Below are 21,407 nucleotides of genomic sequence, written 5' to 3' on the forward strand. Positions count from 1 at the left end.
CACTCCTCCCCGGTCACGTTGGTCGGCCCGGTCGGGCCGACAGACCGTGGCAGCCATCCGGCTGCTTACCCGCAAGTCTACGAGGGCCCCCGCGCGTCGGAAAGCGGGACGACCTACGGCCGGGCCGGTTTTTCGACTTGTCGGGTATCACGACGGCCGAGAAGACTGGCCGGACCTATGACGGACCGCCCGAATCGGGCGGCCGCCGCGTCGGCCGCCGCCTCCGCCTCACGCCAGCCGCGCTCCGGCGCGCCCAGGGTGAGCTGCCGTGGAGTCTCCCCGGCCGGGGCGAGACCTTCCATCCGGACACCGACCAGCCGGACCGGCTCGCCGGGGGCGAGCGCGGTCCACAACGCCCAGGCCGTGTCGAACATCTCCCGGGCGGTGTCGGTGGGCACGGCGAGGGTGCGGGAGCGGCTGATCGTCCGGAAGTCGGCGAAGCGAACCTTGAGCGACACGGTGCGCCCGACCTGCCCGGCCGCCCGCAGCCGAGCGCCGGCCTTGTCGGCGAGCGCGAGCAGGGAGCGCCGGATCTCGGCCGGGTCGCTCACGTCGGTGTCGAACGTGACCTCGGCGCCGATCGACTTCTCCACCTGCTCGGGCGTGACAGCGCGCGGGTCACGCCCCCACGCCAGCTCGTGCAGGTGGGTGGCGGACGCCTCGCCCACGGCCCGGCGCAGCAGGCCGGCCGGCGCCTCGGCCAGGTCGCGTACGGTGCGCAGGCCGAGGCGGCGCAGCGCGTCCGCGGAGCGCTCCCCCACGCCCCACAGGGCGGACACCGGCAGCGGGTGCAGGAAGTCCAGCACCCGGGCGGCCGGGACCACGAGCAGGCCGTCGGGTTTGGCCCGGGTGGAACCGAGCTTGGCCACGAACTTGCTCGGCCCCACCCCCACCGAGCAGGTCAGTCGCTGTTCCTCGGCGACCCGGCGGCGGATCAGCGCGGCGATCTCGGCGGGCCGGCCGAACAGCCGGCGGGCGCCCGCCACGTCGAGGAACGCCTCGTCCAGCGACAGCGGCTCGACCAGCGGGGTGACGTCCCGGAAGATCCGCATGACCGCCCGCGACGCCTCGGTGTAGGCGGCGAAGTCGGGCGGGAGGTAGACCGCGCCGGGGCAGAGCGCCCGGGCGCGGGCGGTGGGCATCGCGCTGCGGACGCCGTACCGCCGGGCCTCGTAGCTGGCGGAGCTGACCACGCCGCGCGGCCCGACGCCGCCCACCACCACCGGCCGGCCGCGCAGCTCGGGGCGGCGCCGCACCTCCACCGAGGCGTAGAACGCGTCCATGTCGACGTGCAGGACGGTGCAGCCGGTGTCGTCGGCGTCCGGCCCGAAGCGCGGGTCACCGCCTCGGGGCAACGACTGGCTGCGGCCCATGCCAGCAGGCTAGCCCGCCGGTCCGACAACCCACCGCCCAGTCCACGCCACCAGCGCGAAGGCACGGACCAGGTGAGGCCGGCGCAGAGGCACGGACGAACCGGCGTCAGCCCCGGATCACCAGCAGCGGGATGGTCATCTCGGCGGCGGTGTCGGCACCGTGGTACGCGACCAGCCGCGATGCCATCGGCGGTTCGGAGCGGCTGGCGACCACCGCGTACGTGTCCCGGCAGACCACCACCACGTCACCGATCCGGGTCAGGTGCGCCTCGGGCACCGGCCCGAACCAGCCGGTCGCCACCGCCTCGGCCCGGGTCAGCACCTGCGCGGCCGGGCCCAGCACCCCGGTCCAGGCGGCCACCACGTCGGCTTCGGCACCCGGCTCGACGTGCAGGTAGCGGACCCGGGGCTCACCGGCGACCACCCGTACCCCGGCCCGCAGCCGGGGGTCGGTGTCCAGGTCGATCCGGTGCCCGGCGGGCACGTCGAGCTGGCCGTGGTCGGCGGTGACGAGCAGCGCGGCGTCCGGCGGCAGCCCGTCGACGAGCCGGGCCAGCAGCGCGTCCACGTCGGCGGCGGCGGTCCGCCAGGGTGCGGAGTCCACGCCGCTGAGGTGCCCGTGCCGGTCCAGGTCGGGGTGGTAGCCGGAGACGAGCGTGGGCCCGTCCCCGGCAGCGAGCGCCGCCAGCATCCGGGCGGCGAGCGCGTCCACGCCCGCCGCGCCCCGGTAGTCGCCGCCCCGGTTGGCGGCGAGCGTCAGGCCGCTGCCGGCGAACTCGGGGCGGCTGACCACAGTCACCGCGACCCCGGCGGCACGGGCCCGCTGGTACCAGGTGGGCACCGGCTGCCAGCTCACCGGATCGGGGTCGCCGGCCCAGTCGACGTGGTTGAGCACCCGGCCGGTGCCGGGCACCCGGACCGTGAAGCCGAGCACGCCGTGCGCGCCGGACCCGGTGCCGGTGCCGAGGCTGACCAGGCTTGTCGGGGTGGTGGACGGGAAGCCGGTGGTGAGTGGGCGGCCGGCGGTGGCGGCCAGGCCGGCGAGCGTCGGGGCGTACGGGGCGGCGGTGGGGATCTGGTACCAGCCGAGGCCGTCGACGAGCAGCACCGCGATCCGGCGTACCCCGGCCAGGCGCGGGGCCAGGCCGAGCCGGTCGGCCGCGCCCGGTACGCCGAGCAGCGCCAACGCGCTGGGCAGCACGTCGGTCAGGGCGCCGCCGTCGTAGCGCGGCGCCACCCGGTCCAGCGGGCCGGGAGCCGGATCGGGAGCCGGACCGGTCATGCCGGGCGGCGGGCGAACAGGTGCAGCTGGGCGGCGAGATCCCGGTACGGGGACCGGGCGGCGAGGGCGCGCTCCAGCTCCACCAGGGCGGCCTGCTGCCCGTCGGCCACCGCGGCCGGAAGAAGGTCGGCGAGCACCCGTACCCCGTGGACCTCCTCCACGACGAGGCCGGCGGCGGTGAGCAGCGCGCCCGCGTCGGCGGCGTCGTAGCGGCGGCGCAGCGTGTCCCGGCCGCCGGTGGTGCCGTTCGGGTCGGCGGCGAGCGCGGCGGCGGCGTCCAGTTGCCCGTTCATCGCCCGGCCGAGCACGGCGGCGGCCCGGCCGGCGACGAGCACGCTCGCCGCGCCACCCGGCCGCAGCGCGGCGACCAGCGCTGACGTCACCGGTTCCGGGTCGTCGACCACCTCGAGGACGGAATGGCAGAGCACCAGGTCCACGGTGGCTGGTTCGACGAGTCCGGTGAGCGCGTCGGCGTCGCCCTGCGTCGCGCGTACCCGATCGGCGACCCCGGCCTCGGCGGCCCGTCGGGTCAGCGCGGCGAGCGCGTCGGGGCTGGCGTCGATCACCGTGACCCGGTGACCGGCCTCGGCGAGCGGGACGGCGAAGCCGCCGGTCCCGCCGCCGACGTCGAGCACGGAGAGTCGTTCGCCGGCCCGCCGGTCCAGCTCGGCCCGGAGCACCGACCAGATGACTGCGGTGCGGGGGGTGAGGGTTCGGATCTGCTCCACGCGCCGAGCCTAGTCACCCCCCGGCCCGGGTTCAGGACTCGCCGCCGCCGGCGGGGTCGTCCTCGGCGCGGGAACGCTGGTGGTTGGCCACCGGGCCGTCGGTCACCTGGTATTCCCGCGGCTCGGCCTCGTGGGTGGGCGCCCAGTCGGCGCCGAGGCGGGTCCGCCGGGCGTTTGCCACGCCACCGGCGTTCGTGCGGTGAAAGGTCATCGGTTCATCCCCCATACCCCGGGTGGGCCACTCTGCCCACCCGCGTCGGGAGTCTCCCGCCTCCGGCTCGGAGAAACCGTAATGTGGATCACTCCATCAACGGAAATCCCTTGACGCCGGTGTGACGGGGGGCTCGATCGCGTCCAGCCGGTCCGCGGTGAGGTTCGTGACGCCCTCGTGCCGCTGCAGCCGGCCCCGCACCACAAGTGCTCCGCTGGTGCGGGCGACTCGACGGTATCTCTGCCACAGCCCCGGTGAGCAAGTGACATTGAGCATCCCGGTCTCGTCCTCCAGGTTGAGGAACGTGACGCCGCCGGCGGTCGCCGGGCGCTGCCGGTGGGTGACGATCCCGCCGACCCGGATCCGCTGCCCGGGTGGCACCTGGCCGAGCCGGGCGATCGGCACCGCGCCCAGCTCGTCGAGGCGGTCCCTGATGAACCGGGCCGGGTGGCTCTCCGGGGACAGGCCGGTGGCCCAGACGTCGGCGACCAGGCGGTCCACCGCGGCCATGCCGGGCAGGGCGGGCGGGTCCGCGCCGGTCACCGTGCCGGGCAGCCGGCCGGGCCGGTCCTGGGCCGCCGCGCCGGCGGCCCAGAGGGCCTGCCGCCGGGTCAGCCCGAAACAGGCGAAGGCGTCGGCGGTGGCCAGCGCCTCCAGCTGCGCGGCGGTGAGACCGACGCGGCGGGCCAGGTCCGGCATGTCCCGGTACGCCCCGTGCGCGGCGCGTTCCGCCTCGATCCGCTCGGCCACGTCGACGCCGAGGGTACGGACGCTGCCCAGCCCGAGCCGCACCGCCGGGCCGCCCAGCCCCCAGGCGTGCGGCGGCTCGCCCGGCACGCTGCCCCACCGGGTCTGCGGCGTGGACTCCAGCACCGCCTTGGCACCGCTGGCGTTGATGTCCGGCCGGCGCACCTCCACACCGTGCCGGCGGGCGTCGTCGGCGAGCGTCTGCGGCGAGTAGAAGCCCATCGGCTGCGCGTTGAGCAGCGCGGCCAGGAACGGGCCGGGGTGGTAGCGCTTGAGCCACGAGCTGGCGTACACCAGGTAGGCGAAGCTCATCGCGTGGCTCTCCGGGAAGCCGTAGCTGGCGAACGCGGTGAGCTTGCGATAGACGTCGTCGGCCAGCTCGCCGGTGATGCCCCGCTCGGCCATCCCGGCGTAGAGCCGGTCGGCGATCTGCGCCATCCGCTCCACCGAGCGCTTCGCCCCCATGGCCCGGCGCAGCTGGTCGGCGCCGGCCGCGTCGAACCCGGCCAGGTCGATGGCGAGCTGCATGAGCTGCTCCTGGAACAGCGGCACGCCGAGCGTCTTCTCCAGCGCGTTGCGCATCAGCGGGTGCGCGTACGTGACCGGCTCCTGGCCGTTCTTGCGCCTGATGTACGGGTGCACCGAGCCGCCCTGGATCGGGCCGGGCCGGATCAGCGCCACCTCCACCACCAGGTCGTAGAACTCGCGCGGCTTGAGCCGGGGCAGCGTGGCCATCTGGGCCCGGCTCTCCACCTGGAACACGCCCACCGAGTCGGCCCGGCAGAGCATGTCGTACACCTCGGGGTCGTCCAGCGTCATGTCGCCCAGGTCGAGGCGGGAGCCGATCAGGTCGTAGCCGTAGTGCAGCGCCGAGAGCATGCCGAGGCCGAGCAGGTCGAACTTGACCAGGCCGACGGCGGCGCAGTCGTCCTTGTCCCACTGGAGCACGCTGCGCCCGGGCATCCGGCCCCACTCCACCGGGCACACCTCGATCACCGGCCGGTCGCAGATCACCATGCCACCGGAGTGGATGCCCAGGTGCCGGGGGAAGGTCTGCAGTTCGTTCGCGTACGCGACCACCTGCTCCGGAATGTTCGCCACGTCGACCGCGGCGACCGAACCCCACCTGTCGATCTGCTTGCTCCAGGCGTCCTGCTGGCCGGGCGAGAACCCGAACGCCTTCGCCACGTCCCGCACCGCCGACCGGGGCCGGTACGAGATGACGTTGGCGACCTGGGCGGTGTGCTCCCGGCCGTAGCGCGCGTAGACGTGCTGGATCACCTCCTCCCGGCGGTCGGACTCGATGTCCACGTCGATGTCGGGCGGGCCGTCGCGTTCCGGGGCGAGGAAGCGTTCGAACAGCAGCCGGTGCCGGACCGCGTCCACGTTTGTGATGCGCAGCGCGTAGCAGACCGCCGAGTTGGCCGCCGACCCCCGGCCCTGGCAGTAGATGTCCTGCGCGCGGCAGAACGCCACGATGTCGTAGACGACCAGGAAGTAGCCGGGGAAGCCGAGATCTTCGATCATCCGCAGCTCGTGTTCCAGTTGCGCGTACGCCTCCGGGTGCGCCTCGGGCGGCCCGTAGCGCTCGCGGGCGCCGTCCATGGTCAGCCGGCGCAGCCAGCTCATCTCGGTGTGCCCGGGCGGCACCGGGTACGCGGGCAGCCTCGGCGCCACGAGCTGGAGGTCGAAGGCGAGTTCCGCGCCGTACTCGGCGGCCCGCGCCACAGCGCCCGGGTACGCGGCGAACCGCGCCGCCATCTCCGCGCCGCTGCGCAGGTGGGCGGTGGCCGCGGCGGGCAGCCAGCCGTCGATCTCGTCGAGGCTGCGCCGGGCCCGGACCGCCGCCACGGTGGTGGCCAGCCGACGCCGGCCCGGGGTCGCGTAGTGCGTGTTGTTGGTGGCCACTGTGGGCAGCCCGGCGGCGGCGGCCAGCTCGGCGAGCGCGTCGTTGCGGTCGGCGTCGACCGGGTGGCCGTGGTCGGTCAGCTCCACCGCCACCGTCTCCGCGCCGAACAGCGCGGTGAGCCGGTCGAGCTCGCGGGCCGCCGCGTCGACGCCCTCGGTGAGCAGCGCCGCGGGCACGTGCCCCTTGCGGCAGCCGGTGAGCACCAGCACGTGGTCGCGCAGCTCGGCGGCGATCTCCTCCAGCTCGCCGTAGACCGGGCGGCCCTTCTCCCCGCCGCGCAGCTGGGCCCGGGAGATGGTGGCGGCCAGGCGCGCGTACCCCTCGTGGCCGTGCGCGAGCACCAGCAGGTGCCGGCCGAGCGGGTCCGGTTCGCCGTTCTGCGGGCCGGGCAGCCCGAGGGACAGTTCCGCGCCGAAGATCGTCGGCAGCCGCAGCGCGCGGGCCGCCTCGGCGAAGCGCACCACGCCGTAGAAGCCGTCGTGGTCGGTGACGGCGAGCGCGGTCAGCCCGAGCCGGGCCGCCTCCTCGGCCAGTTCCTCCGGGTGGCTGGCCCCGTCGAGGAAGCTGAAGTTGGAGTGCGCGTGCAGCTCCGCGTAGGGCACCACGCCGTCCGGGCGGGTCAGCTCCGGCGGCTGGTATTCCTGGCGCTTGCGGCTCCACGCCGGTGAGTCGCCGCCGTCGGCGTCGACCGCGAGCGGGTCGACCACGTGCAGGTGCCGCTCGCCCTTGGCCCGCCCGGACAGCACCTGCTCCAACTTGGACCACGGCATCTTCGGGTTGTGGAAGCTCACCGGCGCCTCCCCCACCCGGCGGCCAACCGCCTGAGATCTTGGTACGAAACGGCCCCCCGAGGGGCACTTTCGTACCAAGATCTCTCCCGGCGCTCAGTCATAGATCGCCTCCACCAGCCACTGCCCGCCCTCCACCGCGAGCAGCAGGGCGGCGCCGTCGGCCAGGCTCACCTGGAACCGGGCCCGGCGGCGCGCCTCGGCCGGCGCCCACCAGCGTTCGTCCACGGGCCACGGACCGGCCCAACCGGTGATCTCGGCCGGACGCCCGTCGCCGACGGTGAGCCGGGCCGGCGCCGCGCTGACCGCCAGCCGCGCGGTCACCACGACCGGCTGCCCGGCCGCGTCGCGCACGTCGGCCGGCAACGGGGTCGGCAGCACCACGGCCGGCGACGGTGGCGGGATCCGCCCCGGCCACGGCGGCTCGGCCACCGCCCGGCCCCGCCGGGCTCGCCGTCCGGCCCGCGCCCCGGCATCGGGTACGGCGACCGAGGCGGACGCGGCACCCGGAGCGGCCCCGATGCCCGGGATGAGTGACGCGGCCGGGGACGACAGCCCTGTCGGGGACGGCGACGCTGCCGGGACCGGAGCCCGGGACGGCGGCGCGGCCGGAGCCTGGGACGCCGGGACCGGGGGTGCCGCGGCGGGCGGCAGGGGTGGCGGGCCGGGGCGTGCGGGCACCCGCTCGTCGCCCCACGGGACCAGGCGCACCTGGTCGGCCGGGGAACGCCCGCCGCCGAGCACGGCGGTGACCACCGCCTCGGGGCCGAGGATGCCCTGCACCCGGTTCAACGCGCGATGCGCCCGCTCCCGCTCCTCACCGGTCTCCCCCCACAGCCCGGCTTGCAGGCCCGCCTGGGCGAGCACCCCGTCGGGCACCAGCCGCAAGCGGACGATCCCGGCGGTGGGCCGGGCCGGACGCGTCCCGCCCCGGCCGTTGCTGCCGGAGAGCCAGCCGTCGAGCTGCCAGCGGACCCGGTCGGCGATGGCCGCGGCGGTGAGCAGGCCGTCGTGCCGCCAGACCCGGTGCAGTTCCTGGCCGTGCGCGGTGACCGCCTCGATGCCGAGCCGGGTGCAGGCCAGGCCGTATCCGGCCAGCCGCTCGTGCAGCCGCTCGGCGAGTGTGCGGGCGGCGAACGCGGCCGCGTCGACCCGGTCGATCGGCTCGTCGTGGTCGGCGGTGACGGTCAGGTCGGCGGGCGGCTGCCGGACCGCCAGCGGACGGTCGTCCCGGCCGCCGGCGAGCCGGTGCGCCAGCGCCCCGTCGAAACCGAACCGGGCCAGCACGTCCCCGGCGGGCAGCGCCGCGAAGTCGCCGAGGGTGCGGACGCCGAGCCGGCGCAGCAGGTCGGCCAGGGCGGGCCGGCCGAGCGCCTCGACGGGGCGGCCGGCCAGGAACCCGCGGGTGCCGCCGGGGGCCACGATCCGCCCCTCCCGGGCGGCCAGCCCGGCCGCGAACACCCCGTCGGCGATGCCGGCCTGACTCTCCACCGCGCAGCTCTGCGCGACGTGCTCCACGATCCGCTCAGCCGCCGCCTCCTCGCCGCCGAGGTAGCGGCTCGGCCCCCGGGCCGCCGTGGCGCAGGCGCCGGGCCGGATCACCTCGACGCCGGCGACCACCTCCTCCACGGCGGCCACCACCGGCTCGAACGCGCGCACGTCCCGGGCGGGGTCGTGGTCGACAACGGTGAGGTGCGGGCAGCGTCCCTGTGCCTCGCGGCGGCGCAGCCCGCGCCGGATCCCCTCGGCGCGGGCCCGCTCGGAGCAGGCGATCACCCGGTTGGCGTGCAGCACCACCACCGGGTCGGTGGCGGGCACCCCGTCGACGATCTCGGCGGCGAGGACCGGCCAGTCCGGGCACCAGAGCAGCAGCGTCCGCTGCGGTACGCCGCTCACGCCGGACCGGCAGCGGCGAGCGTACGGGCGGGTGGGGCGACCATGCGCAGCCGGCGCGGCGGCGCGGCGGCCGGGGTGCCGAGCCCGGCCGAGCGGGGGATCACCCGGGTCAGTTCGTCGCCGGGCAGCCACACCTTGATCTCCTTGGGGCGGGCGGCGGCGCCCCGGCCCCGGGCCGAGACGGTCACCTCGCGGCGGCGCAGCCGCCCCCGACCGGGGCCGAGCCCCTGCCAGACGCCCCGGACCACCTGGAGCGTGACGTCCGCGCCGTCCCACCGCCCGTACGGGACGAGCACGCTTCCGCGCTGCCGGGCACGGGCGGCCAGCCGGGTCGCGACCGAGGCGGAGACGGTGGCCGGCACGGCGGTGACCACCACGTCGACCCCGTCGATGAGCGCGGCGACCACAGTTGGCCACTCCGGCCCGGGGTCGGGCACCAGGGCCAGCCGGTCCAGGGCGATGCCCGCCTCGGCCGCCGCGCCCGCCCCGAATGTGGGTACGCCGACCACCGCGCACCACGAGCCGGCCCGGGACGCCTCGGCGAGCAGCGCGAGGATCAGCGAGGTGGTGCCGCTGCGCCGGGGCCGGCCGGCACCGACCGCGACCGTGCTGCCGCGCCGCAGACCCCGGTTGGGCAGCAGCCCGGTCAGCTCGGCCCGCACGGGCAGCACCCGGTGACCGCCGGCCGGATCGGGTGCGCTCGCCGGCCGGACCAGATCGGCCAGGGCGGCGGAACCGACCACCATGCGGCCCGCCATCGGACCAACCCCCCGTCGTGTTTCGCCACGGGCCTCACCCGTGGATGGTGCTGTGGATCGTGTCGTGCGCGGCACGCGTGTGCCGTGGCGCGGCGCCCGGCCACCCGGAGTCCCGCCGGTGGTGGCCGGGCGCCACGGATCAGGCGGCGGCGGCTCCGGGCCGGGGCGGGGTGTCGGAGGCGCCGCGGCGCAGCGGGCGGGGCAGGCCGTCGAGCGCCGGCTGGTGGGCCACGCCGAGCGCGGTCTCCACCACCGTCACGAACTCCTCGGCGGCGCGCAGCAGGTCGTCGGCCTCCCGGGCGGTCACCACGCGGGGGATGCCGGCCTCGGCGGCGGCCCGCTTGCTCGCGCCGGCGGCGAAGTAGGCGGCCCACTCGTCCAGCTCGGGGGCGACGGTGGCGAGCAGCACCCAGACGCTGGTGATCCGGTTCCGGCGGGTGGGCGCGGGGCGAGCGCGGGCGGCGAGCACGGCGGCGGCGGCACGCAGCGCCGCGAGGTGGGCGGCGGCGTACCGGAGGCCGTCGGGACGGGTGCGGGTGGCCTCGGCCAGCCCGTCGCGGGCCACCGCGAGCAACTGGGCGGGGGTGCGGTGCGGCAGCACGTGCGCGGGCACCGTGGGCGCCTGGGCCGGACTGGTCGGCATGGGTCTCTCCTCCGCGTGTGGCCGGGGCGGGCGCTCGTGCGACGGGGAACGTCGCCCGGTCGCCCGGAGCGGTCGGTGCGGAGGAAGACGCACCTTGTGGCGGCCGGCCGGATGTGGACGCTTCCCCACACCCACACCCGGCCGGCGTGCCGGCGGGTCCGTCGCCCGCCGCCCGGGGGTCGTGGGCGGCGGGCGACGACCTGCCTGACGGGCCCGGACTCGCGACTGTCCGAGACCCGGTGCGGCCCGCGGTGCCGCACCTCCCGGAAGCCGGTGCCGCGAAACACCGCTTCCGGAGCGTTCGACGGGTGCGCGACCGGCTCGGACAGGCCGGGCCAGCCGGGGAGCTGAGCCGCTTGCCGTCTGAGCCGAACCCGGCTTCGAGGCGAACCTGACTTCGAGCCGGAATCGAACACTCGTTCTAACTACCCTGACAGTACACCTCCCCACCGACGAAAACGCAACGTGTGACGCGCCGGGACGCACGGGAGGGCGACGGCCCCCGGCGGGCCCGCGCGCGGGTGGGGGAAGAATGGGGGGATGCAGCCACACCCGAACGTGCAGGCGGTGCAGCGCGCGCTCGACGAGGCGGGCGCGCGGAACGGATCGGGCGAGGCCAGCCTCGTCCGGCTGCTGCCCGACGCGGTGCACACCGCCGCCGCGGCGGCCGAGGCGCTCGGTGTCGCCGTCGGCGCCATCGCCAACTCGCTGATCTTCGACGCGGACGACGCGCCGCTGCTGGTGCTCACCTCCGGCGCGCACCGGGTGGACACCGCCGGGCTGGCCGCCACGCTGGGCGTGACCCACCTGCGCCGGGCCACCCCGGAGTTCGTCAGGCGGCACACCGGGCAGGTGATCGGCGGCGTCGCCCCGGTCGGCCACCCCGCGCCGCTGCGCACCGTCGTGGACACCGCGCTGGCCGGGTACGACGAGGTGTGGGCGGCCGGCGGCGTACCCCGGGCGGTGTTCCCCACCACGTACGCGGAACTGCTGCGGATCACCACCGGCACCCCGGCCGAGGTGGCGTGAACCCCGGACTCGTCACGCTGCACGTGTGGCGTGTGCCCCGGCGGGCCGTACCCGGTGTGCTGACCCGGATGGCCACCCACCCGGCCCGGCTGCGCCGGCTGCCCGGCGTCCGCTTCGCCAAGCTGCTCGGCACCGGGACCGGCACCGGCTTCGGCCCCGGCGACGCCGACCTGACCCGGTGGGCCGCGCTCGTGGTCTGGGACTCCCCCGCCGACGCGGCCGGCTTCGACGCCTCCCCGGTCGCCCGTTCCTGGGCCCGGATCGCCCGCGCCGCGGTACGGGTCGACCTGCGCCCGCTGACCAGCCGCGGCCGGTGGTCCGGCCGGGAGCCGTTCGGCGCGCCGTCCGGCGGGCGGGTCACCGGGCCGGTGCTGGCGCTGACCCGGGCCCGGCTGCGGGCGCACCGGGCGGCCACGTTCTGGCGCGCGATCCCGCCGGTCGCCGGCGCGCTGCACAGCGCGCCCGGCCTGCTCGCCCGCTTCGGCGTCGGCGAGGCGCCGCTGGGCTGGCAGGGCACGGTGAGCGTGTGGCGCGACCCGGCGGACCTCGTCGCGTTCGCGTACCGTTCCCCGGAGCACCGCGCCGCGATCACCCGCACCCCCACCGAGGGCTGGTACGCGGAGGAACTGTTCGCGCGGTTCGCGGTGGGCGACGTGGTCGGCGACCGTACGGTGCTCGGCTGGGCCGCCGAGGGCGACCCGGAGACGGCGAGAGGGCGCGCATGAGGCTGGTGCGGTGGACCCCGGACGACCTGGTCCGGCGGCTGGACGACGTGGTGGCCGTCTACGGCGAGGCGATGGGCTACCGGCCCGACCTGCTGGAGGCCCGCCGCGGCTACATCGCCACCCACGTACGCCGCCCCGGCTTCCGCGCCGTCGCCAGCCTGACCAACGAGGGACACCTGGCCGGTTTCGGGTACGGCTACCGGGGCGCCACCGGGCAGTGGTGGCACGACCAGGTGTACCGGGCCCTGAACGCGCAGGCCCGGCAGCGCTGGCTGACCCACCCGTTCGAGGTGGTCGAGCTGCACGTCCGCCCGCCCGCGCAGGGCCACGGCCTGGGCGCCCGCCAGTTGCGCGCCCTGCTCGCCGTGGCCGAGGGCGACACCACGCTGCTGTCCACCCCGGAGGCCGACGAGGAGAAGTCCCGGGCCTGGCGGCTGTACCGCCGGTTCGGCTTCGTCGACGTGCTGCGCCACTTCCACTTCCCCGGCGACGAACGGCCGTTCGGCGTGCTCGGCCGGGACCTGCCGCTGCCCTCGCCGGACGCCCCGTGAGCGCGAGGAGTGAGCCGGGTTTGCGAGCCCCGCAGTCGCGAACGAAAGGGCGGCACCGTGAGCGCGAGGAGTGAGCCGGGTTTGCGAGCCCCGCAGTCGCGAACGAAAGGTCGGCACCGTGAGCGCGAGGAGTGAGCCGGGTTTGCGAGCCCCGCAGTCGCGAACGAAAAGGGCGGCACCGTGAGCGCGAGGAGTGAGCCGGGCCTGCGAGCCCCGCAGTCGCGAACCGGAAGCGTCGTGAGGGCCCGGCTGCCCTGGGCGCTGCTGGCCGTGCTGGTGCTCGCCCAGATCTGCTACCCGCTCACCGGCGGCGCGACCCGGGCCGGGCTCACTGTGGCCACAGTGGTGCTCGGCTGGCTGCTCTCGGTCGGCCACGCGCTGCTCACCCGGGGCGCCCGTACCGCCGTCGCGCTGGTCGCTGTCGTCACCGGCGGCGGGTTCGCGGTGGAGGCGATCGGCGTGGCCACCGGGTTCCCGTTCGGCACCTACGACTACTCCGGCGAGCTGGGCCCGAAGCTGGCCGGGGTGCCGCTGATCATCCCGCTCGCCTGGACCTGGATGGCCTGGCCCGCCTGGCTCACCGCGGTCCGGCTGGTCCGCTCGCGGGCTGCCCGGATCGCGCTGTCGGCGGTCGGGCTGGCCGCCTGGGACCTGTTCCTCGACCCGCAGATGGTGGCCGAGGGCTACTGGACCTGGCGCGACGCCACCCCGGCGCTGCCCGGGCTCCCCGGCATCCCGGTCAGCAACTACCTGGGCTGGCTGGGCTTCGCGGTGCTGCTCGCCGTCGCGCTGCGCCCGCTCGCCGGGCCGTCGGTGGACCGGGTCGACGGCCGGGACGCGCCGATGTTCGCGCTCTACCTCTGGACGTACGCCTCCAGCGTGCTGGCGCACGCGGTGTTCCTGCGGCTGCCGGCGTCGGCGCTGTGGGGCGCGGCCGGGATGGCGGTGGCGGCGGTGCCGCTGGCGGTGACGCTGTGGCGGGCCCGCCGGGACCGGGCCACCGAGCCGCAGCCGGCGCCGCGCGTCGACGCCCCGGCATGATCGCCGCCCTCGCGCTGGCCGTGGCGGTCGGCGCGCTCACCGGGCACACGCTCGTCAACGCGCTCGCCTGGCTGCGCCGACCGGCCACCGGCCCGGCCGAGGTGACCGAGCCGGTGGCGGTGCTGCTGCCGCTGCGCGACGAGGCCGACCGGGTCGCCCCGTGCCTGCGCGCGCTGCTGGCCCAGCGCGGGGTGCCGGACCTGCGGATCGTGGTGCTCGACGACGGCTCGACCGACGGCACCGCCGACGTGGTCCGCGCGGTGGCCGGCGACGACCCCCGCCTCACGCTGCTCACCGGCGTCGCCCCGCCGCCCGGCTGGCTGGGCAAGCCGCACGCCTGCTGGCAGCTCGCCACCCGTACCGCCCCGGAGCCGACAGCGCTGGCCTTCGTCGACGCGGACGTGGTGCTCACCCCGTACGCGGTGGCGGCGGCCGTGACCGAGTTGCGCGCGGCGGACGCGGCGCTGCTGTCGCCGTACCCCCGGATCGTGGTGCGGACGGCGGCCGACCGGCTGGTGCAGCCGCTGCTGCAGTGGTTGTGGCTGACGTTCCTGCCGCTGCGTGCGATGGAACGCTCGCGGCGGCCCTCCCTCGCGGCGGCGGGCGGGCAGTTCCTGGTCGTGGACCGGGCCGGCTACCTGCGGGCCGGCGGGCACGCGGCGGTGGCCGACAAGGTGCTGGAGGACATCGAGCTGGCCCGGGCGGTGAAACGGGCCGGCGGGCGGATCGCGCTCGCCGACGGGTCCCGGCTGGCGTCCTGCCGGATGTACGACACCTGGCCGCAACTGCGCGACGGCTACACCAAGTCGCTGTGGGCGACGTTCGGGCACCCTGCCGCCGCGGCGGCCGTGCTGGCGGTGCTGTTCGCGCTCTACGTCGCGCCGCCGCTGCTGGCCCTCGGTGCGCTGCTCGCCGGCGCGCCGGCGGTGGCCGCCGTGGCGTTCCTGGCCTACCTGGCCGGGGTCGCCGGGCGGGTGGTCAGCGCCCGCGCCACCGGCGGACGGGCGTGGCCCGACGCGCTGGGCCACCCCGTGTCGGTCGTGGTCCTCGGTTGGCTGACCGTCCGGTCGTACCATCTGCGGAAGCGACGCCGGCTCACCTGGCGGGGTCGCCCGGTCACCTAGGAGGGGCACGCCATGGCGCGCATCGTGGTCATCGGCGCCGGTGTGGGCGGGCTCGCCGCCGCCGCCCGGCTCGCGGTCACCGGGCACGAGGTCACCGTCCTCGAACGGGCCGGCACGGTCGGGGGCAAGCTCGGCCGGTACGCCCACCACACCCCGGAGGGGGTGTGGCACTTCGACACCGGGCCGAGCCTGCTCACCCTGCCGCAGGTCTTCCACGACCTGTTCGAGGCGACCGGGGCGAAGCTCGACGAATACCTCGACCTGGTCCCGCTGGACCCGATCGTGCGGCACGTCTTCCCCGGCGGCGAGCAGGCGCTCGACTCGTGCGCCGACCCGGACGAGTTCGCCGCCCGGATCGGCGCCGCGTTCGGCGACCGGTCCGCCGCCGACTGGCGCGGCCTGTGGCGACGCGCCGGCCGGGTGTGGGCGGCCTCACACCGGGACATCCTGCGCCGTACCGTCGACTCCCCCCGCGACCTGGCCGCGCTGGCCTGGCGGCTGGGCGACCTGGCCGCCATCGGCCCCGGCCGCAGCCTGCGCGGGCTGGGCCGCCGCCACCTGTCCGACCCGCGGCTGCGGATGCTGCTGGACCGGTACGCCACGTACACCGGCGCCGACCCGCGCCGCGCCCCGGCCGCGCTCGTCGCCGTCCCCTACGCCGAGCTGGCGTACGGCGGCTGGTACCTGCGCGGCGGGCTGGGCACGCTCGCCGACGCGCTGCTGTCGCGCTGCCTGGACCTGGGCGTGGTGGTGCGCACCGACGCCACTGTCACCAGGATCGACGCAGCGGGCGGGCGGGTGCACGGGGTACGCGTGGCCGGGACGGCCGCGCCGGTGCCGGCCGACGTGGTGGTGGCGAACGTGGACGCGCTCACCGTCTACCGGGACCTGCTGCCCGACCCGCGCCGGCTGGCCGCGCTCACCGACCGCAGCCTGGCCGGGTTCGTGCTGCTGCTGGGCGTACGCGGCGACTCCGGGCTGGCCCACCACACCGTCTTCTTCCCCGACGACTACGACGCCGAGTTCGACGCCGTGTTCGGCAACCCGGGTCGCGGGGTGCGGGCCCGCCCGGCGCACGACCCGACCGTGTTCGTCACCGCCGCCGACGACCCGGCGGTCCACCCGGAGGGCCACGAGGCGTGGTTCGTGCTCGTCAACGCGCCCCGGCACGGCACCGCCGCGAGCGCCGTGGACTGGCGGCGGCCCGGCCTGGCCGAGGCGTACGCGGACCGGATCCTCGACGTGCTGGCCGAGCGCGGCGCCGACGTGCGGGACCGGCTGGTGTTCCGGGAGATCCGCACCCCGGCCGACCTGGACGCGGCCACCGGCGCACCCGGTGGGGCGATCTACGGCACCGCGGGCGGGCTGCTGCGCCCGGCCAACCGGGGCCCGGCGGCCGGGCTCTGGCTGGTCGGCGGTTCCAGCCACCCGGGCGGCGGCCTGCCCATGGTGACGCTGTCGGCGGAGATCGTCGCCGAGGCGGTCGGCCCGGCCTGGTGAGCCGGGCCGGCCCCCGTCAGCCGGCGTCGACCAGGGCGCGGCGGACGGCGGAGAGCAACTGGCCGAGACCGAACCCGGCGAGCAGCACCCAGACCGTGGTGGCCATGGTGATGGTCCCGGCGGTCAGGTCGACGTCGATCAGGCCGGTGAGCCCGGCGACCAGCAGCCCGACCAGCGCCACACAGACCCGGGTCGGCCGCTCCCCCACCGTCACCGCGCCGATCTCCCGCATCCCGGCCGAGACCGCCCGCGCCCGCACGTACTCGTGCAGCCAGGACAGGCCGCCGGCCGCCGCCACCAGCGCGCCCGGCGCCCCGAGCAGCCAGAACGCGATCAGCCAGGCCACCTCGCCGAGCCGGTCGGCGACCGAGTCGTACACGTAGCCCAGCCGGGTGGTGCGGCCGGTGGCCACCGCCACCGCACCGTCGACGCTGTCGGCCACCGCCGCCAGCAACACGAACAACGCGCCCAGGAACGGTCCGTCGCCGGGCCGGCCCACAAGCAGCGGTACGCAGAAGCACAGCAGCACACCGAACACGGTCACCGGGGTCGGGCCGACGCGCAGCCGGCCCAGCACGTAGCCCACGTGGTAGGCGAAGCGCAGCCAGGCGCGCACCACCGGCGCGGCGGTACGCGGATCGAAGCCGCCGTGCAGCCGCGCCCACGCGGTCGCGTACTGGTCCCAGTTCAGCTGTGTGCCCACCACGGATCAACCGTAGAAGCACGGCGCGGGTGTCGTGTGGCGGGTGGTCACACCCGTGCGGCGGCGCGCAGCCGCTGCCACACCTCCCGGGTGGCGGTGGACCGGTTGAGCGTGATGAAGTGGATCCCCGGCACACCCTCGTCGAGCAGCTTCTCGCACATCTCGCTCGCCTGCTCGACGCCGAGGCGGCGTACCGCCTCCGGGTCGTCGGCCACCCGCTCGAACCGCTCGGCCAGCGCCGCCGGGAACGGCGCGCCGGACAACTGCACCGACCGTTCGATGGTGCCGATCTGGGTCACCGGCATCACCCCGGCCAGGATCGGGGTGTCGCAGCCGGCCGCTGCCACCCGGTCACGCAGCCGCAGGTAGTCGTCGGCGTCGAAGAACATCTGGGTGATCGCGAACTCCGCGCCGGCCCGGCACTTGCGGACGAAGTGCGCGGTGTCGCTGTCCACGTCCGGCGAGCGCGGGTGCTTGTACGGGAACGCGGCCACGCCGACGCTGAAGTCGCCGCTGTCGCGGACCAGCCGGACCAGGTCCTCGGCGTACCGGACGCCCTCCGGATGGGCGATCCACTCGCCGCCCGGGTCGCCCGGCGGGTCACCCCGCACGGCCAGCACGTTGCGCACCCCGACCGAGGCCAGCCGGCCGATCACGTGCCGCAGCTCGGCCACCGAGTGGTTCACCGCGGTCAGGTGCGCCATCGGCAGCAGCGTCGTCTCGGTGGCGATCCGCTCGGTCACCGCCACAGTGGTGTCGCGGGTCGAGCCGCCCGCGCCGTAGGTGATCGACACGAACGAGGGACGCAGTGACTCCAGCTCGCGGATGGCCTGCCAGAGCAGCTTCTCCCCGGCGGGGGTCTTCGGTGGGAAGAACTCGAAGGAGAAGGTGGGACGGCCGTCACGGATCAGCTCCCCGATGGCCGGCTGGGGATTGGGAAGGACCGAGGGAAGACCGAGCGCCACAGACCGACTGTAACCGGGACGGCACGCCGTGCCGAGATCTTCCCAGCCCGCGAACACCTGGCCGGTGCGACGTCGTACCCCGGGGGTAGAAACGACGGCAGCGCGGAGGGCGGCCGGCGGCCGTTTTGGGGGCCCGCGCGGGGGGTCGCCACGACGGCGACGCACGGCGCCACCACCTGGCCGGGCGTCCACGTCGCCATCCGCGCCGTCGCCCCCGGAGGTTCCGATGATCCCGTCCCCGCCGCCCGGCCCGCGCCTGCTCGGGCCGCTGCTGGCCGAGTTGCGGGCCGCCCGTGGCTGGAGCCAGCAGCGGATGGCCGCCGAGCTCTGCGCCGCCTCGGGCGTGCCCACGCTGACCCGGCACGAGGTGTCCCGCTGGGAACGCCAGCTCCGGCTTCCCGGCGACTTCTGGTCGGCCTGGCTGGCGACGGTCCTCGGGGTGCCGGGCGAGCTGGTCGCCGAGGCCGCCGCCCGCAGCCGCCGGCTGGGCGTGACGCCCGCGGCGGTCGACCCGGCCGGGTCCCGCGCCCGGCTGGCCCTGCTCACGCTCGCGTACCGCTGGGCCGCCGACCCGGACGGCCGCACACTGGCCGGTCCGTTCGCCGCGGCAGCTCCGCCGGCGGTCCCCACCCGGCCCGGTCGGCCCGGGCCGCACGACGTGGGCGTGCCGGCCGGGCCGTTCGCCCACGGCACGGCCGGGCCCGGGGCGGACGGCGGACCGGGAAGGTCCGTGCCGGACGCCCGCCACCCCGGGGGCGGGTGGCACCCGGCGGACGGGGTGACGCTCGCCACGCTGCGGCGCTGGGACGACCTGCTCGGCGGCGGGGATCTCGCCGGGCACGGCGCCCGCCGGCTGCGGCGGGCGGTCCGCGGCTACCGTCGCGCCGGGCCCGCCGGCCGGCGCGCGCTGCTGCCCGCGCTCGCCGAGTCGGCGCAGCTCGCCGGCTGGCTGGCCGCCGACGCGGGCGACCCCGGCGGGGGCCTGGTCGCCTACCGCCTGGCGCTGCGGGCGGCGGTGGCCGCCGGGCAGCCCTCGCTGGCCGGGCACGTGCTCGCGTCGGCCAGTCACCTGCTGGCCGACGCCGGCGACCCGGCCGGCGCGCTGGTCCTGGCCCGGATCGGGTACGCCGCCGGCCGCGCCACCGCCTCGCCCGGCCTGCGGGCGCTGCTGCTGCACCGGGTCGCGCTCGCCGCCGCGCTCGCCGGGCGTCCCCGCGCCGCCGGGCGGGCGCTGGCCGGGGCGGACCGGGCCGGTACGCCGGAGCCCGGCCGGGAGCCGCCCTGGCTCTACTGGCTCGACGCGGCCGAGCTGGCGGCGATGACCGGGCGCACGCTCGTCGCGCTGGGCCGTCCGGCCGCCGCTGCTGACGCCGGTGGCAGCCGCGCGTGACCGTCCCCGCCGGGCCGCCGTGTACGGCGCCTGGCTGGCCCGCGGGCACCTGGGCCTGGGTGCGGTGCCCGAGGCGTGCGCGGTGGCCGGCGAGGCGCTGCTCGACGCGGTCCGGTCCGGCTCTCCCCGGGCCGTCGGCCAGCTCACCGCGTTCCGCCGCGGCTTGGCGCACGCTGCGCCCGGTCCGGCCACCCGGGGGTACGCGCGACTGTTCACGGCGGCCCGCCCGTACCTGCCGCCCGGCGTGCCGCGCCACCGGCGGGACCGTCCGGGCCGGTGAGCCACGAGGCACGCCGGGACGCCGGGCGCGGCGATATCGGGTGTGAACCGCTAGCGTCGTGGCGTGACCGACGCTGCTCCCGTATCCCCCGTCGACCGTGCCGGCCTGCGCCAGCGGATCGACAAGGCGCTCACCGAGTTCCTCGCCGGCCAGCGCGGCCGGCTGACCGCCGTCGACGACGGCCTGCTGCCGGTCGCCGAGGCGATCGAGGCCTTCGTGCTGGGCGGCGGCAAGCGGCTGCGCCCGGCGTTCGGCTACTGGGGTTACCGGGGCGCCGGCGGGGTCGACTCCGACCAGGTGGTCGCCACCCTTGCCGCGCTGGAGTTCGTGCAGGCCAGTGCGCTCATCCACGACGACCTGATGGACCGGTCGGACACCCGGCGCGGTGAGCCGGCGATGCACAGGCGGTTCGCCGCCCGGCACCGCGCGGCCGGCTGGGGCGGCGACGCGGACTCCTTCGGCGACGCCGCCGCGATCCTGCTGGGCGACCTCTGCCTGGTCTGGTCCGACGAGCTGCTGCACTCCTCCGGCCTGCCGCCGGCCACCGTGGCCCGGGCCCGGCCGGTCTTCGACGAGATGCGCACCGAGGTGACCGTCGGGCAGTACCTGGACGTGCTGACCCAGGCCACCGGGGACACCTCGCTGGACCGGGCCGCCAAGGTGGCCCGGTACAAGTCGGCCAAGTACACGGTCGAGCGCCCGCTGCTGCTCGGCGCCGCGCTGGCCGGCGCGCCGGCCGAGGTGCACGCCGCCTACTCGGCGTACGGGCTGCCGCTGGGTGAGGCGTTCCAGCTCCGCGACGACGTGCTGGGGGTCTTCGGCGACCCGGAGCGCACCGGCAAGCCGGCCGGCGACGACCTGCGTGAGGGCAAGCGGACGTACCTGGTGGCGGCGGCCCTGGAGACGCTCGACCCGGCCGGCCGGGAGACGCTGCTGGCCGGGCTCGGCGTACCGGACCTGGACGCGGCCGGGGTGGACCGGCTGCGCGAGCTGATCACCACGAGCGGCGCGCTGGAGCGGGCCGAGCGGCACATCACCGCGCTCACCGAGAGCGCCCTGGCCGCGCTGACCGCTGTCGACCTGGACACCGAGGCCCGCCAGGCCCTGGTCGACCTGGCCATCGCCGCCACCCGCCGCCCCGCCTGACCCTCCGCTCTCCCACCCCTCCCACCCCCACACCCGCCCTCCCCACGCCCGCCCCCGAAGCGGTCGATCATGAAGTTGGCGGCACTTCCGGAGATCGACTTCGCCGCCAACTTCATGATCAACGGGAGCGGGCGCGGGTGGGCGCGGGTGGGGAAGGGCGCTAGAAGGCGACGGCCTGGGCGCGGCGTTTGACCTCGCGGGCCAGGTCGCCGCCGAGGGCGACGGCGGGGGTGCCGGGAAGCGTCGGGTCCTCCCGGTAGAGCCAGCGCAGCGCCTCCTCGTCGTCGTACCCGGCGTCGGCGAGCAGGTTGAGCACGCCGGGTAGGTGCTTGAGCACGGTGCTGTTGGCCACCAGGTCGGCCGGGATCCGGCGGACGCCGTCGCGGCGCACCGCGATCAGTTCCCGGTCGCGGATCATCTGGTGCACCTTGCTGATCGACAGGTCCAGGCGCTCGGCCACGTCGGGCAGCGCCAGCCAGCCGGCCGGGTCGGCCGGTCCGGCCAGGTCGGGGCCGGTCTCGGCGGGTACGGAATCGGTCACCCGACCACCCTGCCACGTGCCCGCCGGGGCCGGTGCACGGCACCCCGCACCGCCGCCGGGAGCGCGGCGGTCCCCCC

The 21,407-nt window shown here is 76.7% G+C and carries 20 protein-coding genes; 9 read left to right on the top strand and 11 right to left on the bottom strand.

Annotated elements, in window-relative coordinates; genetic code table 11:
* Positions 1-113: 113 nt before the first annotated feature.
* The 8 genes from AB0B20_RS09725 to AB0B20_RS09760 form a co-directional block, all read right to left on the bottom strand.
* The gene (locus AB0B20_RS09725) at positions 114-1,373 is read right to left on the bottom strand and encodes a DNA polymerase IV (RefSeq protein ID WP_357380755.1); all 1,260 of its coding nucleotides are present in this window, start codon (positions 1,371-1,373) and stop codon (positions 114-116) included.
* 106 nt (positions 1,374-1,479) lie between these two features.
* Entirely contained in the window at positions 1,480-2,655 is a 1,176-nt protein-coding gene (locus AB0B20_RS09730) for a nucleotide pyrophosphatase/phosphodiesterase family protein (protein WP_357380753.1), read from the bottom strand.
* Complete coding sequence (locus AB0B20_RS09735; protein WP_357469569.1) at positions 2,652-3,383, bottom strand: methyltransferase domain-containing protein; 732 nt, start codon at positions 3,381-3,383, stop codon at positions 2,652-2,654. Before AB0B20_RS09735 ends, AB0B20_RS09730 begins: the two co-directional genes overlap by 4 nt.
* Positions 3,384-3,414: 31 nt before the next feature.
* Positions 3,415-3,594, bottom strand: coding sequence for a hypothetical protein (locus AB0B20_RS09740; protein WP_013287622.1), 180 nt, complete (start codon positions 3,592-3,594; stop codon positions 3,415-3,417).
* Positions 3,595-3,690: 96 nt separating this feature from the next.
* Complete coding sequence (locus AB0B20_RS09745; RefSeq protein WP_357380749.1) at positions 3,691-7,041, bottom strand: error-prone DNA polymerase; 3,351 nt, start codon at positions 7,039-7,041, stop codon at positions 3,691-3,693.
* Positions 7,042-7,134: 93 nt separating this feature from the next.
* Positions 7,135-8,934: a DNA polymerase Y family protein gene (locus AB0B20_RS09750; protein ID WP_357380747.1), complete on the bottom strand. Its 1,800-nt coding sequence runs from the start codon at positions 8,932-8,934 to the stop codon at positions 7,135-7,137.
* Entirely contained in the window at positions 8,931-9,692 is a 762-nt protein-coding gene (locus AB0B20_RS09755; protein WP_357380745.1) for a hypothetical protein, read from the bottom strand. The genes AB0B20_RS09750 and AB0B20_RS09755 overlap by 4 nt, the downstream gene beginning before the upstream one ends.
* Before the next feature lie 139 nt (positions 9,693-9,831).
* A complete protein-coding gene (locus AB0B20_RS09760) occupies positions 9,832-10,335 on the bottom strand; it encodes an SAV_6107 family HEPN domain-containing protein (protein WP_357380743.1) in 504 nt (167 codons plus the stop codon).
* A gap of 540 nt (positions 10,336-10,875) precedes the next feature.
* On the opposite strand from AB0B20_RS09760, the gene AB0B20_RS09765 reads away from it, so the two are divergent.
* From AB0B20_RS09765 to crtI, 6 genes are all read left to right on the top strand, one after another.
* Complete coding sequence (locus tag AB0B20_RS09765) at positions 10,876-11,364, top strand: YbaK/EbsC family protein (protein ID WP_357380741.1); 489 nt, start codon at positions 10,876-10,878, stop codon at positions 11,362-11,364.
* Positions 11,361-12,089: a monooxygenase gene (locus AB0B20_RS09770; protein WP_357380739.1), complete on the top strand. Its 729-nt coding sequence runs from the start codon at positions 11,361-11,363 to the stop codon at positions 12,087-12,089. The genes AB0B20_RS09765 and AB0B20_RS09770 overlap by 4 nt, the downstream gene beginning before the upstream one ends.
* Entirely contained in the window at positions 12,086-12,640 is a 555-nt protein-coding gene (locus AB0B20_RS09775) for a GNAT family N-acetyltransferase (protein WP_357380737.1), read from the top strand. Before AB0B20_RS09770 ends, AB0B20_RS09775 begins: the two co-directional genes overlap by 4 nt.
* A gap of 237 nt (positions 12,641-12,877) precedes the next feature.
* Positions 12,878-13,681, top strand: a complete 804-nt coding sequence (locus tag AB0B20_RS09780) for a carotenoid biosynthesis protein (RefSeq protein WP_357380735.1) — start codon at positions 12,878-12,880, stop codon at positions 13,679-13,681.
* The gene (locus AB0B20_RS09785) at positions 13,678-14,805 is read left to right on the top strand and encodes a glycosyltransferase family A protein (RefSeq protein ID WP_357469574.1); all 1,128 of its coding nucleotides are present in this window, start codon (positions 13,678-13,680) and stop codon (positions 14,803-14,805) included. Before AB0B20_RS09780 ends, AB0B20_RS09785 begins: the two co-directional genes overlap by 4 nt.
* 12 nt (positions 14,806-14,817) lie before the next feature.
* Positions 14,818-16,305, top strand: coding sequence for a phytoene desaturase family protein (crtI, locus tag AB0B20_RS09790; protein WP_357469576.1), 1,488 nt, complete (start codon positions 14,818-14,820; stop codon positions 16,303-16,305).
* 16 nt (positions 16,306-16,321) lie between these two features.
* Here crtI and AB0B20_RS09795 read toward each other — a convergent pair whose 3' ends face one another.
* Positions 16,322-17,011, bottom strand: coding sequence for a CDP-alcohol phosphatidyltransferase family protein (locus AB0B20_RS09795; protein ID WP_357380729.1), 690 nt, complete (start codon positions 17,009-17,011; stop codon positions 16,322-16,324).
* A gap of 44 nt (positions 17,012-17,055) precedes the next feature.
* Positions 17,056-17,973: a methylenetetrahydrofolate reductase [NAD(P)H] gene (gene metF / locus AB0B20_RS09800; RefSeq protein WP_357380727.1), complete on the bottom strand. Its 918-nt coding sequence runs from the start codon at positions 17,971-17,973 to the stop codon at positions 17,056-17,058.
* A gap of 226 nt (positions 17,974-18,199) precedes the next feature.
* Here metF and AB0B20_RS09805 point away from each other — a divergent pair, with 226 nt between their 5' ends.
* From AB0B20_RS09805 to AB0B20_RS09815, 3 genes are all read left to right on the top strand, one after another.
* A complete protein-coding gene (locus AB0B20_RS09805; protein ID WP_357469579.1) occupies positions 18,200-19,363 on the top strand; it encodes a helix-turn-helix domain-containing protein in 1,164 nt (387 codons plus the stop codon).
* Entirely contained in the window at positions 19,347-19,643 is a 297-nt protein-coding gene (locus AB0B20_RS09810; protein ID WP_357469582.1) for a hypothetical protein, read from the top strand. The genes AB0B20_RS09805 and AB0B20_RS09810 overlap by 17 nt, the downstream gene beginning before the upstream one ends.
* 63 nt (positions 19,644-19,706) lie before the next feature.
* Positions 19,707-20,789: a polyprenyl synthetase family protein gene (locus tag AB0B20_RS09815; protein ID WP_357380723.1), complete on the top strand. Its 1,083-nt coding sequence runs from the start codon at positions 19,707-19,709 to the stop codon at positions 20,787-20,789.
* A 160-nt stretch (positions 20,790-20,949) separates the two neighbouring features.
* On the opposite strand, the gene AB0B20_RS09820 is transcribed toward AB0B20_RS09815, so the two are convergent.
* Positions 20,950-21,330 carry an Rv2175c family DNA-binding protein gene (locus AB0B20_RS09820; protein WP_357469585.1) on the bottom strand — a complete coding sequence of 127 codons (381 nt, stop codon included), beginning with the start codon at positions 21,328-21,330 and terminating at the stop codon, positions 20,950-20,952.
* Between the last annotated feature and the right edge of the window lie 77 nt (positions 21,331-21,407).

This window comes from Micromonospora sp. NPDC049151, from assembly GCF_040648395.1.
Lineage (GTDB): Bacteria > Actinomycetota > Actinomycetes > Mycobacteriales > Micromonosporaceae > Micromonospora.

What these genes read in the sequence shown, in the direction of transcription:
- AB0B20_RS09725 (WP_357380755.1), bottom strand. Translation starts at nt 1,373, where the DNA reads ATGGGCCGCAGCCAGTCGTTGCCCCGAGGCGGTGACCCGCGCTTCGGG.
- AB0B20_RS09730 (WP_357380753.1), bottom strand. Translation starts at nt 2,655, where the DNA reads ATGACCGGTCCGGCTCCCGATCCGGCTCCCGGCCCGCTGGACCGGGTG.
- AB0B20_RS09740 (WP_013287622.1), bottom strand. Translation starts at nt 3,594, where the DNA reads ATGACCTTTCACCGCACGAACGCCGGTGGCGTGGCAAACGCCCGGCGG.
- AB0B20_RS09755 (WP_357380745.1), bottom strand. Translation starts at nt 9,692, where the DNA reads ATGGCGGGCCGCATGGTGGTCGGTTCCGCCGCCCTGGCCGATCTGGTC.
- AB0B20_RS09760 (WP_357380743.1), bottom strand. Translation starts at nt 10,335, where the DNA reads ATGCCGACCAGTCCGGCCCAGGCGCCCACGGTGCCCGCGCACGTGCTG.
- AB0B20_RS09765 (WP_357380741.1), top strand. Translation starts at nt 10,876, where the DNA reads ATGCAGCCACACCCGAACGTGCAGGCGGTGCAGCGCGCGCTCGACGAG.
- AB0B20_RS09775 (WP_357380737.1), top strand. Translation starts at nt 12,086, where the DNA reads ATGAGGCTGGTGCGGTGGACCCCGGACGACCTGGTCCGGCGGCTGGAC.
- AB0B20_RS09785 (WP_357469574.1), top strand. Translation starts at nt 13,678, where the DNA reads ATGATCGCCGCCCTCGCGCTGGCCGTGGCGGTCGGCGCGCTCACCGGG.
- crtI (WP_357469576.1), top strand. Translation starts at nt 14,818, where the DNA reads ATGGCGCGCATCGTGGTCATCGGCGCCGGTGTGGGCGGGCTCGCCGCC.
- AB0B20_RS09805 (WP_357469579.1), top strand. Translation starts at nt 18,200, where the DNA reads ATGATCCCGTCCCCGCCGCCCGGCCCGCGCCTGCTCGGGCCGCTGCTG.